The following is a 15669-nucleotide window of genomic DNA, read 5'->3' as shown; positions in this document are numbered from 1 at the left end:
GCACGATGTCACCCATGGGATCGACGATCTTCGTCCTCGGTGCGGCCGGCCAGCTCGGTGCCGCGCTCCTGGCCGACCCGCACGCGTCATCGGCCGAGGTGAAACCGCTGACCTCGGCCGACATCGACATCGCGGACGCCTCGTCGGTGGCCGACGCATTGTCGGGCCTGCGATCGGGTGACGTGGTGCTCAACTGTGCGGCCTACACCGACGTCGACGGCGCCGAATCCGACTCCGCGCGGGCGTTCGCCGTCAATCGGGACGGCCCGGGCAATCTGGCGCGCGCCACCCGGGCGGCCGGCGCATGGCTGATCACCATCTCCACCGACTACGTGTTCTCGGGTGCCGCGGCCACCGAACAGGCGCCCCGACGCGACACCCCGTACCAGCCGGACGACGTATCCGGCACCCCCGAGACCGTGTACGGCGCGTCCAAGCTCGCCGGTGAACAGCTCGCCCTGGAATCCGATCCGACCGCGACAGTGGTCCGGACCGCATGGGTCTACACCGGTGGGCCGACGAGTCGGGACTTCGTCGGCACCATGCGACGTCTGGAGGCCGAACGCGACACGCTCACCGTCGTCGACGACCAGACGGGATCGCCGACCTACGCCGTCGACCTCGCGGCCGGGTTGTGGGAACTCGTCCGGCGGGGGCCGGGGGAGGGCACCTCCGGTGCGGTGCTGCACGCCACCAACGCGGGCAGTGTCACCTGGTACACCGTGGCGCGGGAAGTGTTCGCCGAGGTCGGCGCCGACCCCGATCGCGTCCACCCGTGCACCACGGCCGACTTCCCGCGTCCGGCGCCGAGACCTGCGTATTCGGTACTCTCCGGCGACTCGTGGGCATCCGCCGGGCTGACGCCGCTGCGTGACTGGCGGATGGCGTTGCATGCCGCGGTCAACCTCGACCATGCCGCGGTGGACTGACACGTGCCGCAGCCGCAGAGTGCGGCGGCGCAGGTTGGTTACCCTTACCCGGTGACCGCTGAGCTTGCCGTCGTGACGGTGACATATTCGTCGGGGAAGTACCTCGCGACGTTCTTGGAGAGCCTCGAGAAGGCGACGGAGTCCCCGGTGCCGCAGGTCGTGATCGCCGACAACGGTTCCACCGACGGCGCGCCCGAGGCCGCCGAACGCGACCACGACCACGTCACCCTGGTGCGCACCGGCGGCAACATCGGCTACGGCGGCGGGATCAACCGGGCCGTCGCGGAGGTCGATTCCTCGGTGGAGTTCATCGCGGTGGCCAACCCTGACGTCGAATGGTCTCCCGGCGCCCTCGACGACCTCCTCGCCGCCGCGCGCCGTTGGCCGCGTGCCGGCTCGCTCGGGCCGCTCATCCGCGAGCCCGACGGATCGGTGTACCCGTCGGCGCGACGGGTACCGGACCTGATCTCGGGTGCCGGTCATGCCATCTTCGGGAGTATCTGGAAGTCCAATCCGTGGACGACCGCCTACCGCGCCGACAATGCCGAGCCCAGCGAGCGGCCCGTCGGCTGGCTGTCGGGGTCGTGTCTGTTGGTCCGCAGGGCGGCGTTCGACTCGGTCGGCGGCTTCGATTCCCGCTACTTCATGTACATGGAGGACGTCGACCTCGGCGACCGGCTGGGACAGGCGGGCTGGCTCAATGTCTACGTCCCCGGGGCCGAGGTCGTCCACACCAAAGGGCATGCGGCCGGACGTGATCCGGACACGATGCTGCCTGCCCACCACCGCAGCGCCTACCGATTCCAGGCCGACCGGCACCCCGGGGTGCTGCAGGCGCCGGTTCGGCTGGCGTTGCGTATCGGGTTGGCCGTGCGTTCGCGGGTCGCCGTCATCGCGGCCCGTAGGTCAGGGGAACGACACCGAGGAGGAAGCCATGACCAGTGACAGCCCAGTCGGGCCGCCGAAAGGGGACACCGGCGCGGTTCAGGCCGTGGTCCTCGTGGGCGGGAAGGGCACACGACTACGGCCACTGACGTTGTCGGCGCCCAAGCCGATGCTGCCCACCGCCGGGGTACCGTTCCTGACCCATCTGCTCTCCCGGATCAAAGAGGCCGGTGTCGTCGACGTCGTGCTCGGAACCTCGTTCCAGGCGCATGTCTTCTCCGAGTACTACGGCGACGGTTCCAAACTCGGTCTGAATCTGACCTACGTCACCGAGACCGAGCCGCTCGGCACCGGCGGTGCCATCCGCAACGTCCTCGACGAGCTGACTGCCGACACCATCCTGGTGTTCAACGGTGACGTGCTCGGCGGTACCGATGTCCGCGAAGTGCTCGCCACCCACCGCGAGAGCGGCGCCGACGTCACGATGCATCTCGTGTCGGTGAGCGATCCGCGCGCCTTCGGCTGCGTGCCGACCGACGAGACCGGGCGGGTCACCGACTTCCTGGAGAAGACCCAGGACCCGCCGACCGATCAGATCAATGCGGGCACCTACGTGTTCCGGCGTTCGGTGATCGAGGAGATCGAGCCGGGGCGCGCGGTGTCCGTGGAACGCGAGGTGTTCCCGAAGCTGCTCGCCGACGGCAGGCACATTCAGGCGCATGCCGATCACGCCTATTGGCGCGACATGGGCACGCCGGAGGACTTCGTTCGTGGTTCGGCCGATCTGGTGCGCGGGATCGCGCCCTCACCTGCGCTGGGTGACCGGCGTGGCGAGTCGCTGGTGCACGAGGGTGCGGGCGTGGCGCCCGGTGCGGTGCTGATCGGCGGAACCGTTGTCGGCCGCGGCGCGGAGATCGGCCCCCGGGCCCGTCTGGACGGCGCGGTGATCTTCGACGGTGCGGTCGTCGAGGCCGGTGCCGTGGTGGAACGCAGCATCGTCGGATTCGGTGCACGACTCGGTCCCCGCGCCCTCGTCCGGGACACCGTCATCGGGGACGGCGCCGACGTCGGGGCGCGCTGCGAGCTGCTCCGTGGCGCCCGGGTGTGGCCCGGGATTCAGATCCCCGACAACGGGATTCGGTTCTCGACCGACGTGTGAGTCGCACAGCCGACGGGATGTAGTACCCAGTCGACGGGATGTGACGCACAGTCGACGGGATCCAGTGCCCAGTCGACGGGATGTGACGCACAGTCGACCGGATGTAGTACCCAGTCGACGGGATATCGGACCCAGTCGACGGGAAGTAGCGCACAGTCGACGGGAAGTGGCGCCCAGTCGACGAGGGTTCGCCGACCCTGCCCGCCGGGAAGGGTCTCAGCGAGCCTTCGTCGCGGCCAGGACGCCGGCGCCGAGCGGTATGACGACCGGGAGCAGTCGCTCGTCGTCGGCGATCAGCAGTGCCGCCTCACGGGCCGCGGCCACCGGCGGGTCGGTGCGTGCGGGGTCGGCCACCGCGCCGTCGGCGGTGGCGTTGTGCACCACCACCACGCCTCCGGGGCGGAGCATGCGGATGGCCTCGGTGACGTGTCGCGGGTGGTCGATCAGCGGGCCGTCGACGAAGACGAGGTCGTAGGACTCGTCGGCCAGCCGGGGCAGCACGTCGCGGGGGGTTCCGTTGATCAGCCGGGTACGGCCAGGCGCGATGTCGGCCCCCGCGAACGACTGGCGGGCCGCGCGATGATGCTCGGGTTCCGGGTCGATCGTGGTCAGGACGCCGTCGGCGGCCATGCCGTTGAGCAACCAGAGTCCGCTGACGCCGACGCCGGTGCCGATCTCGACCACGGCATGCGCATCGCACGTGCGTGCGAGCAGCGCCAGCAGCGCGCCCACCGCCGGTGCGACGGCCGCGGCGCCCAGTTCATCGGCCCGGACACGCGCGGCCAGCAGGGCATCGTCCTCGACGATCGCCGACTCGGCGTAGTCGATGAGTGCGCTGCCGGGCGATGCGGTCGGCGGGTGCGGGCCGCCTTCTGAATCGGTCACTCTCCGAGGTTATGTCCCGGGGTCCGGTTTGCGTGGGCGGCGCGCCACTCTTGGTCCGAAACTCGGAGGTCAGCGCGCCGACACGGCCGTCGCCGACCGACCGTTCACATCCTCAGCGAAACCTCAGGACTCTCATACGGCGACCACACCACGGTGCGAGAGGGTTCAACTAGCGCATTGACGGCTCGATCGGCGGAATAGATCGTCGAGAGCCCTGGTTTACCATCGTGAACATCCGTCATCCTTCGCGATGACCGGGGAAGGGAACTGGCCACTCAACATGACTGATCCCCTGGGGTCTGCAGACGTCGTCCCCGCCGGCACCGCCGGCTTCGACGCCACCGGCGACGACACCCTGATGCCGTCGTGGGATGAGCTGGTGCGCGAACACGCCGACCGCGTGTATCGCCTCGCCTACCGTCTCTCCGGTAACCAGCACGACGCCGAGGACCTGACCCAGGAGACGTTCATCCGGGTCTTCCGCTCGCTGAAGAACTACAAGCCGGGCACATTCGAGGGCTGGCTGCACCGCATCACCACGAATCTGTTCCTGGACATGGTGCGACGCCGGAGCAAGATCCGGATGGAAGCGTTGCCCGACGAGTACGACCGCGTTCCCGCCGACACACCGGACCCGCAACAGATCTTCCACGACGCCAACCTCGATCCCGATCTGCAGGACGCGCTCGACGCCCTGCCGCCGGAGTTCCGCGCGGCGGTTGTCCTGTGCGACATCGAAGGTCTGTCCTACGAAGAGATCTCGGCGACGCTGGGTGTGAAACTGGGCACCGTGCGCAGCCGTATCCACCGCGGCCGGCAGACCATCCGCGACCACCTCAACTCCCGCGGTCACACCGACAGCCGGTCGGTCGCGATCGGCTCTGCTCGCTGATCCGTTCAGTCGACTTCCGTCTCGCGGGAACCGCTCGCGTCCGGGCGTCGTTGTCATCTTCGGATAGGCTGGGTGGCTGCGCGTCGTCGACAAGGCGCGCGCACCCCAGCACGGTGAAAGAGGTGAACGTCAGATGGAGATGAACCGGGGTCGACCCACCTCGGGGCAGCACAGCCAAGGTCTCGACGGCTTCCTTCCCGCACCGAATCTCCGACGACGACGCCGCTCGGCGTGGAATCCCGCGACCTGGTCGCCGGTGGGCACCTCGTTCGCCCCCAATCGCAGCTATCGGGCACCCGGCACCCCCGGTGGGCGCCGTTTCGCCCCCACCGAACATCTCGCCCCCGAAGCCGTGGCCGCGTTCGTCGATGCCGAACTCGGGATGAACGCCCACCTGCGGGCCACGCAGCATCTCGCGCACTGTCCGGAATGCATGGCTGCCGTCGACGCGCAGGTCAGCGCACGCACGCGACTGCGCTCTGCCGCCGACGTGTCGATTCCGGACTCCCTGCTCGGACAACTCAGTCAGATCCCCACCCGTGAGATCGACGTCACCGAGATGTCGGCAGACGCCCCGACGGTCCGGCACGACCGCTCACCGTGGGAGCAGTCGAACGCAGCCGAACCCGCACCCCTTCCCCCCGGCCTTGTCGGAGGCCGGCCCGCCGGTCCGCAATGGTCGTGGATGAGCCGTCGGCGGGGCCGCTGACCGGTGGAGGCCAGAGGGGACAACGAACTCGACAGATCGACGTGGGGGCCCGACGACACCGAGGTCCATGACACCGATCGTCATGACACCGGGCGCGATCGGTCGGCGACGACCGAGGTCACGCCCGACGACGCGGCAGACCGTCACGTGCCGGTGTCGCCGAACACGGCGGCGGTGTTCGGCCGCCCAGCGGGAGTCGAGGGCTCTTTCGCGAACTCGGCCACTGCCCACCCGGACGATCGCCCGATGCCCGAGGTCGCGGCGCCCGACCCGGTTCTCGCCGAGGCGTTCGGTCGTCCCGTCGGCGCGACCGAGACCCTGCAGCGAGACCCGTTGGCGTCCTACGGGGAACCCGACGCGCCGGACGACCCCGCCGATCCGTGGCGCGACCCGGAGAGCATGGCGTCGCTCACCGCCCCCGCACTGACCCCGCCGACCGTCGCCGAACCGACCGATCCCGGACCCAAACTGGGCATCCAGGACATCCTCTTCGGCAAGCGGGTGAGTTGGCACGCGCTGGCGACGCTGGCCGTCCTGGCGTTGGTGGTCGGGCTGTTCGGTGGACTCATGGGACGGTGGACCGCCGAGGTCGTGGCGCCCCTGAACTCCGACTCGGTGCAGCTGTCCACGGGCGACGCCGAGGACGGCGCACCACCGCGCTCGCCGGTGGCGGGCGTGGCGCGGGCCGTGGAGAAGTCCGTGGTCGCACTCGATGTCCGGACCGCGAGTTCGGTGGGTACCGGGTCGGGATTCGTCATCGACTCGGACGGCTACATCGTCACCAACAATCACGTCATCGCGATGGCCGCCAACGACCGCAACGCCAAGCTGGAGGCCGTGTTCTTCGATCGCACGCGCGTTCCGGCCCGCATCGTCGGCCGTGACATCAGGACCGATCTCGCCGTGGTCAAGGTCGACAACGTCGACAACCTCACCGTCTCCACGATCGGCAACTCCGATGACCTGCAGATCGGGCAGGAGGTCATCGCCTTCGGCTCACCGCTGGGGTTGGATCGCACCGTGACCAGCGGCATCGTCAGTGCGCTGAACCGGCCGGTGCCGTTGCGTCCGGACGCCGAATCCGACACCGACGCGGTGATCGACGCCATCCAGACCGACGCGGCCATCAACCCCGGCAACTCCGGCGGCCCGCTCGTCGACGACGACGCCGAGGTCGTCGGCATCAACACCGCCGGACTCGTGCCCGGTGGTGGGTCGATCGGTCTGGGGTTCGCGATCCCGATCAACCAGGTGGTGCCGATCGCGCAGACCCTCATCCGAAACGGCGAGGTCCGTCATCCGCAGATCGGTGTCAACGCGAGTTCCGTGCGCAACGACCGCGTGCTCGGCGCCCAGATCCGCAACGTCGTCGCCGGTGGGCCCGCCGACCGTGCCGGGGTCCGCGAAGACGATGTGATCACCTCCTTCAACGGTCGCACCATCGAGAGCGCCGACGAATTGACGGTGGCGGTCCGGACGGCGAAGATCGACGACGAGGTGCCGTTCACATACTGGCGTGACGGGCGTACCTTCACCGGTACGATCACTCCGGCCAGTGACTGATCACGGTCCGGCGAGGGGAAGGCGACATGTTCAGCAGCATCGGGTGGGGTGAGATCGCCGTCCTGCTGGTCGCCGGCCTGGTCATCCTCGGCCCCGATCGTCTTCCGGGCGCGGTCTCCTGGACGATGAAGTCCCTACGACAGGTCCGCGACTATGCGACCGGCGCCACCGACCAGCTCAAGAACGAACTGGGCTCCGACTTCGACGACCTACGCAAACCGCTGTCCGACCTGAACGAGCTCCGTGGGATGACCCCACGCGCGGTGGTCACCCGACACCTGTTGGACGGCGACGATTCGATCTTCAAGCTGGGTCTCGACAACACCACCGTCGACCGGTCGACGACCGACAGCCCTGAGATCAAACCGGTGTCCGCGCCGTTGCCGGCGCCACACCGGGACGACGACGCATCGTCGTCCGACACGGCCACCTCGGCGTCCGACACGGCCACCCGGACATCCGGATCCCGCCATCACCGGGTCGGCGACTGGGACGCGACCTGACAGACGCCCGTCAGCCGTGGCGGGTCGTGTCGAGCCCGAGGCTCATCCCGGCGAGGCCGCGTCGGCGAACCGCCAGTTTCTCGGCGACCGCTCGGAGCGCGGACCCGGATGCGGACTCCGGATCGGACAGAACCACCGGCATGCCCGCGTCACCGCCCTCACGCAGGGTGGTCTCGAGTGGCACCTGACCGAGCAACTCCACCGACGAGCCGACCGCACGGGTCAACCGTTCGGCGACCATCTCGCCGCCGCCCGAACCGAACGGCTCCATCCGCGAGCCGTCGGGCAGTTCCATCCAGGACATGTTCTCCACCACGCCCAGGATCTTCTGCCGTGTCTGCAGGGCGATCGCGCCCGCGCGTTCGGCGACCTCGGCAGCCGCCTGCTGCGGAGTGGTGACGACCAGGATCTCCGCACCCGGGATGAGCTGGGCGATGGAGATGGCGACGTCGCCGGTACCCGGCGGGAGATCGAGGAGCAGCACGTCGAGGTCGCCCCAGTAGACGTCGGCGAGGAACTGCTGCAGCGCGCGGTGCAGCATCGGGCCGCGCCAGGTCACCGGGGTGTTGCCGTCGGTGAACTGGCCGATCGAGATGAACCGCACCCCGTGGCTCTGCGGCGGCATGATCATCTGCTCGACCTGCGTGGGCTTGGCGTCGCTGCCGAGCATCCGGGGCACGGAGTGGCCGTAGATGTCGGCGTCGAGCACACCCACACTGAGGCCGCGTTCGGCGAGGGCGACAGCGAGGTTCACCGTGACGCTGGACTTGCCGACGCCGCCCTTGCCGGAGGCGACCGCGTACACGCGGGTGAGTGAACCCGGCTGGGCGAACGGGATCACGGGTTCCGCGCGGTCCCCGCGCAGCTTCTTGCGCAGCTCGGTGCGTTGCTCGTCGTCCATCACGTCGAGTTCCACACGAACCGTCCCGACCCCGGGGACATCGGCTGCGGCGGTCTCGACGCGCCCGCTGATCTCGTTGCGCATCGGGCAGCCCGACGTCGTCAGGTACACGACGATGTCCACGCTGGCGTCGTCGTTGACGGTGATCGACTTGACCATGCCGAGGTCGGTGATGGGTTTGCCGATCTCGGGGTCGTTGACCTTGCTCAGTGCGGCACGAACCGCTGATTCGGTGGGGAGAACTCCGGTAGTCATCCCTGCCAGCTTAACGCTCGGGCATATCGGTCCTGGCAGACCGTTCGGCCGACGTCAGCGGGCGGCGCCGGGAACGGGCGTGGTGGTCGTCGGCGGACCCTGTCGGCGCGGTTGCGGGTTGTTCCGCGGCGGCGTCGGCTCCTGTGTGGGTGCGGTCCGCGGTTGTAGTTGCGGCGGCAGCATCTCCCGGGGGATCAGATCGGGTGGCAGGCACAGCTGACCGATGCAGGTGGGCGGGGGAGTGCTGCTGGTCTCGGGTGTCGTCGACGACGGTGCCGACGAACTCTCGCCCGGGGTCGTCGGGGTGGACGGCTTCTTCTTCGAGGACTTGCTCGGCTTGCGCTTCGGTTCCGGGATCGGATCGGTCGGCATCACGCCGGTGGCGTAGGCGCCCGCCCAGCTCAGGACGTTGGCCACGTACTCCATCGAGCGGTTGTAGCGCAGGATCGCGGAGACCTTGTTCTGTTCGGCGAGGATGTCGCTGACGCCCGCACACAGGTAGCGGCCGGCGGAGTAGGTGGCGTCGAAGACGTTGTTCGGGTCGGACTTGCCGTCGCCGTTGGCGTCCGATCCCCAACTGGCCCAGGTGCTCGGGATGAACTGCATCGGCCCCATGGCGCGGTCGTGTCCCGCGTCGCCGTCGATACTGCCGCCGTCGGTGTCGCGGATCACCGCGTTGCCGGCGAGCGAGCCGTCGAGGATCGGTCCGGCGATCGGGTTGATGGTGGTTCCGTATTCGTCGACCGAACCGTTGGACGCGTGATTGGACTCGATCCGGCCGATTCCCGCCAGCAGGAACCAGGGCAGCTTGCACTGCGGTGACTCGGCGTCGACACGGTTGGCGGCGAGCTTGTAGGCCTGCAGCACCACCCCGGGGATGCCGAGCGGGCCGCTCGGCAGACTCGCGGCGATCCGGAACTGTGGCTCGACCACCGGTTCGGGGGTCTTCGGCGGCGGTGCGAAGCCCAGTAGCGTGACGGGCGCGCCGGGCACGATCTGCGCGGCGACGACGGGGGTGTCCTCACGCACGGTTTCCGGTTGCGCGAGCGATCCGCCCGCTGCGCTCGACGTCGCCGCTCCCAGCATCATCGCGCCGACCAGCAGGCCGCCGGTACCGACCGCCAGCGCACGCCGAGATACACGCGCACGGCGTGGCCCGCGGGTTCGGCGGAACGGTCGCGGGCTCACCACTCACCCCTCGGCGACATCGTCCCTCCCGTGGCCGGTGCGGTCTGCGACCGCGAAACCGACGTCGACTGCCTATCCACACCCACTCCGTTTGTCCACCACTCGTGTATGTCCGCCTGACCTGCGCGGGGATACGCCGTAACCGGCCGTGTCATTCCCCCGGGATCTCCCCCGGACACCTGCTCCCCGGACCGGCTGACGTGTGACCCACGATACATATGGGTCGACCGCCCCAGTACAGGAACCCGACAATTCTTGACCACATGCATCTGATCGGGCGATGAACACTCGTGTGTTACTTGTCGGGGTCCCGCGAATCGCCGGGTCGCAGGCCGAACTCGTCGTCCGCGTCGTCGGTGGGCGACAGCCGTTCGGTGAGTTCGGTCAGCAGATCGTCGAGCTCCCGTCGCAGGTAGTCGCGGGTCACGGTGTCGCCGACGGCGAGTCGCACGGCCGCCAGTTCACGCGCGAGGAACTCGGTGTCGGCCTTGGTCTGCGCCGCGCGCATGCGGTCTTCGTCGAGCGAGACCTTGTCCCGGTTCTCCTGCCGGTTCTGCGCGAGCAGGATCAGCGGTGCCGCGTAGGCCGCCTGGGTGGAGAAGGCGAGGTTCAGCAAGATGAACGGATACGGGTCCCACCGCCAGGAGACCGCGACGAGATTCAGTGCGATCCACACGATCACGATGACGGTCTGGATGGCCAGATACCGTCCGGTGCCGAGGAAGCGGGCGATGCGCTCGGCATACACCCCCACGACGTCGGAGTCGAGATTGAACGAGAACCGACGGCCCTGGCGCGGGGTGTCGAGGCGACGGCCCGACTGTTCGGGGCTCACGCACCCGCTCCTGTGGCGCCGACATCGGTGATCTTCGGGATCGGCCCGGTGTCGTCGGAGTCGGTCTCACGCCAGTCGCGGGGGAGGAGCTCGTCGAGGAGGTCGTCGACGGTGACCGCGCCGAGGAGGTGGCCTCCCTCGTCGACCACCGGACCACACACGATGTTGTAGGTCGCGAAGTATCGGGTCACCGTCTCCAAGGAGTCCTCGGGGTGCAGCCGCGACAGGTCGGTGTCCAGGATTCCGGCCACGAGGTCGGCGGGAGGCTCACGCAGCAGCGCCTGCAGATGGGCGCAGCCGATGTACTTGCCGGTGGGCGTGGCCGTGGGCGGGCGGACCACGAAGATCTGACTCGCCGCGGCCGGCGTGACATCCGGATTGCGTGCGCGGGCAAGGGCTTCGGCGATCGTCGTCGCCGGTGTGACGATGATCGGCTCGGTCGTCATCAACCCACCCGCGGTGTCCGGTGAGTGGGTGAGCAGGCGGCGGACCGGCTCGGAGTCCTCCGGATCCATGCGTTCGAGCAACGATTCGGCTTCCGCGTCGGGCAGTTCGCCCAGCAGGTCGGCAGCATCGTCGGGGTCCATCGCCTCGAGCACGTCGACGGCGCGCTCGAGTTCGAGATGGGCCAGCACGTCGGTCTGGTCGTCGGGTGGCAGCTCCTGCAGGACGTCGGCCAGGCGCTCGTCGTCGAGCGCCGCGGCGATCTCGTCGCGGCGTTTGACGGGCAGTTCGCGCAACGCGTTGGCGACGTCCGCCGCACGCATGCCCTCGAACTGCAGCAGTGCCTGCGCGACACCCTGGCCGGGGAGGTTCAGGTCGGTGGGAGTGAGGCCGCTGACATGGTTCCAGTCGACGACATGTGTCTCGCCGCGCCGCCGCAGACCCTTGCGGCCGGTGCGCACCGCCACCCGCGACACCACCCAGTCGCGGGTGCGGGTGCGTTCGATACCCAGATCGACGACGGTCACGTCCACGCCGGCGAGGTCGGTTAGATCGGGGTCGTCAACGCGGACACGGGAATCGAGGATCTGACCGATCGCCAGCGCCTCGCCCGGCCGCAGGTGTAGCCGCCGGAGACTCACGTTGCCCGTGTTCAGGGTGACCGCTTGGGGCTCGATCGACGTCACCCGCAGCATCGGGACGAAGATACGTCGACGGGTGGTCAGTTCCACGGCGAGTCCGAGCGCACGCGGCTGCTGGCCGGAAAGCCGGACCGCGACCACGACGTCACGGACCCGGCCGATCGACTCGCCGTCCGGTCCGAGCACGGCCAAACCGACCAGCCTGGCCACGTACACCTTGCTCACGACCGCCATGGGAGTAAGGGTAGTGGCAGCGGGATGCGCGCTGCGCGTCCCGGCTGTCGGTCACCGCGCCCCCGGCGTCGACAGGGTGCGCACCGAATGCACCGAATAGTCGCGCCGAAGGCGCCCGAAATAGTCGCGCCGAAGGCGCCCTAGATAGTGAGGACGCGAGATGACGAATCCGATGCGCCCAGGCCGCGAGACCCCGGGCCTGCCGACGCCGCCGAAGGGGTGGCCGATCGGTTCGTACGGCACCTACGCGGAGGCGCAGCGCGCCGTGGATTACCTGTCGGATCAGAACTTCACCGTGCAGGACGTGACCATCGTGGGTGTCGACCTGATGCAGGTCGAGCGGGTGATCGGTCGTCTGAGCTGGGGAAAGGTGATCGGCGGAGGCGTCGTCTCGGGTGCTTGGCTGGGCCTCTTCTTCGGTCTGCTCGTGTCGCTGGTGGTGACCGGTGCCGGCTTCGCGCCCATTGTCTTCGGTCTGGTCGGCGGCATCATCTTCGGCGTGATCTCGACCACGATCCCGTACGCCGCGACCCGCGGGCAACGCGATTTCGCATCCACGATGCAGCTGGTCGCCGGCCGTTACGACGTCCTGTGCGACCCCCGAACCGCCGAGCAGGCACGCGACATGCTGAGCCGGCTGGCGACCTGACCACCTAGTGTCCCGCGCCGGAAATTCGTTGATGATTTCGACGTCCAGGCGGCGCCTCGCTTCGTTGGCGTCGTCGCAGGTACATCCAGTACCTGCTCCTCCGCCGCCTCGCGATGCATCCACCTGGACCGCCGAACTCATGAAACGAATTTCCGGCGCGGGACACTAGTCCGAGACCAGGATCACAACCCCCGAATTCACGGGGGCGAAGACCCGATGTAGTTCGACACAGTCGATTTCGGCTCAGATCACGATTCACCTACGTTCTGGCACGCCCTTACCGAATGTGTTGCACGTCACGAACCGTGAAGGCTAACGTAACGCAGACGCTGACCGGTGCGGCCTCGAAGTCTTGCACCGCGAACGACATCGAGGAGGCTGCGTGCGGTTGTGGGCTGGCAGTTCCGATTTCGGTCGATCCTCCCCGGGTCTGAGACGAAGACTGGTGATCGCGGCAGCTGCCCTGGCGACCGCGTTGCCGATCGTCACGGCCTGCGGTTCGGGCTACACGCCCCGGGTCATCAACATCTATCCGCCGGCTGACGGCGCCTCGTTCATCGAGAGCGTGGGCGAGCAGTGCACGGAGCAATCCAATGGCGCGTACCGGATCGTCACGACGCCGCTGCCCAAGTCTGCCGATGACCAGCGGCTCCAGTTGGCGCGTCGTCTCGCCGGCAACGACGCGGGCCTCGACCTCATGGGCATGGATGTCGTGTGGACCGCGGAGTTCGCCGATGCCGGATGGATGGTGCCGGTCCCGGACGACCTCGCCGCAACCGTCGAGGAGGACACTCTCGGCGGTCCGCTGGAGACGGCGATGTGGAAGACCCCCGACGATGCCGAGCAACGGCTGTATGCGATCCCGACGTGGACCAACACCCAATTGCTCTGGTACCGGCCGGACGTCCTGCGTCAGTACCTGAACAAGTCCCGTCCCGCGAGCACCTGGGAAGAGATGCTCGCCGACACCGAGGAGATCTACGCCCAGGGCGGGCCCAGCTACATCATGGTGCAGGGTCGTCAGTACGAAGGCCTGATGGTGTGGTTCAACTCGGTGCTGGCAAGTGCCGGTGGGCAGGTCGTCGACCCCGATGACCCGAACAAGGTGACGCTGAACGACACTCCCGAGCATCGCGCCGCCACCGTGCGCGCACTGACGATCCTCAAGGCGGTCGCCACCGCGCCCGGCAGCGATCCCTCGCTGACGAACTCCGACGAGTCCGCTGCCCGTCTGGGCATGGAGAACGGCAGCGCGGCCTACGAGGTCAACTGGCCGTTCGTGTTCTCGTCGATGCGGAGCAATGCCGCTGCCGGCGACGTGCCCTTCTTCCCGGAGATGACCGAGTTCGGTCCGATGTTCGCCGACCCGGACAACCCGCCGGCCGACACCGAACTCGCGCCGGTGAATCGCGTGGTGCGGTCCAAGTTCAACTTCGCCCGCTATCCGGGTGTGAGTCCGGAACTCCCGACGAAGACCACGCTGGGTGGCGTGAACATCGCGGTGGCGAGTACGTCGCAGCAGCCGGAGTTGGCCTTCGAGGCCGCCGCCTGCCTCACCAGTCGCGACGCACAGCGCGTGTACTCGATCGAGGGCGGCACCCCGCCGACCATCGAATCGATCTACGACGACCCGGACTTCCAGGCGGCATACCCGATGGGTAATGACATCCGTGCGCAGCTCGAGGAGAACACCGCGGCGCTGCGGCCGGCTTCCCCGGTCTACCAGTCGATCTCGACACTGCTGACGGCCAAGCTCAGTCCGGTCGGGCAGTGGGACCCGGAGACGCTGGTCGACGAACTCGCCGAGCAGGTCGAGGCGGCGATCAACGGAGAGGGGCTGATCCCATGACGACCGGCGGCAACGACGATCCGCGTTCGCGCCCCGGACGGCACGCGATGCCCGAGGGCGACACACCCGCCCGCGAGCCGTCGGTGCGTCCACCGTCGGGCTCGACGGGACAGGGCTCGACGGGACAGGCAGCTGGCGGGTGGGTACCGCCGGCGGATTCAGCGGCCACACCCGAATCCGCCGGAGCGACGGGCGGATCGGCAACCGCCGTCGCGACCGCCGAACGTGAGCCGGCTCGGCCGGACAGCGCGCGGAGAAAGGCGATCAGCGAGGGCAAATCGGCCGAGCGTCGGCTGGCGTTCTGGCTGGTGGCGCCGGCGGCGCTGATGATGCTGCTGGTGACCGGGTATCCGATCATCTACGCCTTCTGGCTGTCGCTGAACAAGATGAGCCTGTCGGCGCCCGGTGAGCGAGAGTTCGTGTGGTTCAGCAACTATGCGACCGTTCTCACCGACAGCTACTGGTGGACCTCGTTCTTCGTCACCACGGGGATCACGGTCGTGTCCGTCGCGATCGAGCTCGTCCTCGGCATGGCGATCGCACTCGTCATGCACCGCACCATCTTCGGCCGCGGCACGATCCGCACCGTCGTGCTGATCCCGTACGGGATCGTGACCGTCGCGGCGGCGTTCTCGTGGTACTACGCGTGGACACCCGAGACCGGCTACCTGGCGAATCTGCTGCCCGACGGCACCGCGCCGCTCACCGAACAGTGGCCGTCGTTGGCGATCATCGTGCTCGCCGAGGTGTGGAAGACGACACCGTTCATGGCGCTGCTGCTGCTGGCCGGTCTGGCGCTGGTCCCCGACGATCTGCTGAAGGCCGCTCAGGTGGACGGCGCCGGTGCGTGGACCCGCCTGTGGCGCATCATCATCCCGCTGATGAAGCCGGCCATCCTGGTCGCGCTGTTGTTCCGGACGCTCGACGCGTTCCGCATCTTCGACAACATCTACGTGTTGACGCGTGGTTCGAACAACACCTACTCGGTGTCGATGCTCGGCTACGACAACCTGTTCAAGGCGTTCAACCTCGGTATCGGCTCCGCCATCAGCGTCCTGATCTTCGTCTGTGTCGCGATCATCGCGTTCATCTTCGTCAAGGGCTTCGGTACGGCGGCGCCAGGTTCCGAGAACGAGGGGAGGTAGGTC

At 68.3% G+C, this 15669-nt stretch carries 15 protein-coding genes; 10 read left to right on the top strand and 5 right to left on the bottom strand.

What is annotated here, in order from left to right:
- Positions 1-5: 5 nt before the first annotated feature.
- Genes rfbD through manB form a run of 3 tightly spaced genes read left to right on the top strand, consistent with a single transcriptional unit; the run spans position 6 to position 2973 of the window.
- Entirely contained in the window at positions 6-929 is a 924-nt protein-coding gene (gene rfbD, locus VZC37_RS00365) for a dTDP-4-dehydrorhamnose reductase (RefSeq protein ID WP_330430435.1), read from the top strand.
- A 51-nt stretch (positions 930-980) separates the two neighbouring features.
- Positions 981-1874: a glycosyltransferase family 2 protein gene (locus VZC37_RS00360; RefSeq protein WP_330430434.1), complete on the top strand. Its 894-nt coding sequence runs from the start codon at positions 981-983 to the stop codon at positions 1872-1874.
- Positions 1864-2973, top strand: a complete 1110-nt coding sequence (gene manB, locus VZC37_RS00355) for a mannose-1-phosphate guanylyltransferase (RefSeq protein ID WP_330430433.1) — start codon at positions 1864-1866, stop codon at positions 2971-2973. Before VZC37_RS00360 ends, manB begins: the two co-directional genes overlap by 11 nt.
- Positions 2974-3189: 216 nt before the next feature.
- On the opposite strand, the gene VZC37_RS00350 is transcribed toward manB, so the two are convergent.
- The gene (locus VZC37_RS00350; protein ID WP_330430432.1) at positions 3190-3858 is read right to left on the bottom strand and encodes an O-methyltransferase; all 669 of its coding nucleotides are present in this window, start codon (positions 3856-3858) and stop codon (positions 3190-3192) included.
- A 280-nt stretch (positions 3859-4138) separates the two neighbouring features.
- Here VZC37_RS00350 and sigE point away from each other — a divergent pair, with 280 nt between their 5' ends.
- From sigE to tatB, 4 genes are all read left to right on the top strand, one after another.
- Entirely contained in the window at positions 4139-4750 is a 612-nt protein-coding gene (gene sigE, locus VZC37_RS00345; RefSeq protein ID WP_330430431.1) for an RNA polymerase sigma factor SigE, read from the top strand.
- A gap of 133 nt (positions 4751-4883) precedes the next feature.
- On the top strand, positions 4884-5459 hold the full coding sequence (locus VZC37_RS00340) for a hypothetical protein (protein ID WP_330430430.1): 576 nt from the start codon (positions 4884-4886) through the stop codon (positions 5457-5459).
- Between the two features lie 3 nt (positions 5460-5462).
- Positions 5463-7022 (top strand): S1C family serine protease, encoded by a 1560-nt coding sequence (locus VZC37_RS00335; RefSeq protein ID WP_330430429.1) that lies wholly within the window; start codon positions 5463-5465, stop codon positions 7020-7022.
- 26 nt (positions 7023-7048) lie between these two features.
- Complete coding sequence (gene tatB, locus VZC37_RS00330; RefSeq protein ID WP_330430428.1) at positions 7049-7525, top strand: Sec-independent protein translocase protein TatB; 477 nt, start codon at positions 7049-7051, stop codon at positions 7523-7525.
- A 10-nt stretch (positions 7526-7535) separates the two neighbouring features.
- On the opposite strand, the gene VZC37_RS00325 is transcribed toward tatB, so the two are convergent.
- The 4 genes from VZC37_RS00325 to VZC37_RS00310 form a co-directional block, all read right to left on the bottom strand.
- Positions 7536-8681 (bottom strand): Mrp/NBP35 family ATP-binding protein, encoded by a 1146-nt coding sequence (locus tag VZC37_RS00325; protein WP_330430427.1) that lies wholly within the window; start codon positions 8679-8681, stop codon positions 7536-7538.
- 54 nt (positions 8682-8735) lie between these two features.
- Positions 8736-9869, bottom strand: coding sequence for a lytic transglycosylase domain-containing protein (locus VZC37_RS00320; protein WP_431309294.1), 1134 nt, complete (start codon positions 9867-9869; stop codon positions 8736-8738).
- 295 nt (positions 9870-10164) lie between these two features.
- The gene (locus tag VZC37_RS00315) at positions 10165-10704 is read right to left on the bottom strand and encodes a DUF1003 domain-containing protein (RefSeq protein WP_330430425.1); all 540 of its coding nucleotides are present in this window, start codon (positions 10702-10704) and stop codon (positions 10165-10167) included.
- Positions 10701-12023 carry a magnesium transporter MgtE N-terminal domain-containing protein gene (locus VZC37_RS00310; protein ID WP_330430424.1) on the bottom strand — a complete coding sequence of 441 codons (1323 nt, stop codon included), beginning with the start codon at positions 12021-12023 and terminating at the stop codon, positions 10701-10703. The genes VZC37_RS00315 and VZC37_RS00310 overlap by 4 nt, the downstream gene beginning before the upstream one ends.
- 160 nt (positions 12024-12183) lie before the next feature.
- Between VZC37_RS00310 and VZC37_RS00305 the strand changes: the two genes are divergently transcribed.
- The 3 genes from VZC37_RS00305 (at position 12184) to VZC37_RS00295 (ending at position 15666) form a co-directional block, all read left to right on the top strand.
- Positions 12184-12672: a YflT domain-containing protein gene (locus VZC37_RS00305; RefSeq protein ID WP_330430423.1), complete on the top strand. Its 489-nt coding sequence runs from the start codon at positions 12184-12186 to the stop codon at positions 12670-12672.
- Positions 12673-13117: 445 nt separating this feature from the next.
- A complete protein-coding gene (locus tag VZC37_RS00300; protein WP_431309293.1) occupies positions 13118-14521 on the top strand; it encodes an extracellular solute-binding protein in 1404 nt (467 codons plus the stop codon).
- Positions 14518-15666 (top strand): ABC transporter permease subunit, encoded by a 1149-nt coding sequence (locus VZC37_RS00295; protein ID WP_330430422.1) that lies wholly within the window; start codon positions 14518-14520, stop codon positions 15664-15666. Before VZC37_RS00300 ends, VZC37_RS00295 begins: the two co-directional genes overlap by 4 nt.
- Positions 15667-15669: the final 3 nt, after the last annotated feature.

Origin of the sequence: Gordonia sesuvii, from assembly GCF_036350415.1 — a bacterium.
Lineage (GTDB): Bacteria > Actinomycetota > Actinomycetes > Mycobacteriales > Mycobacteriaceae > Gordonia > Gordonia sesuvii.
Note: the sequence above shows the minus strand (reverse complement) of the source record. Positions and strands in the feature narration are given on the sequence as shown.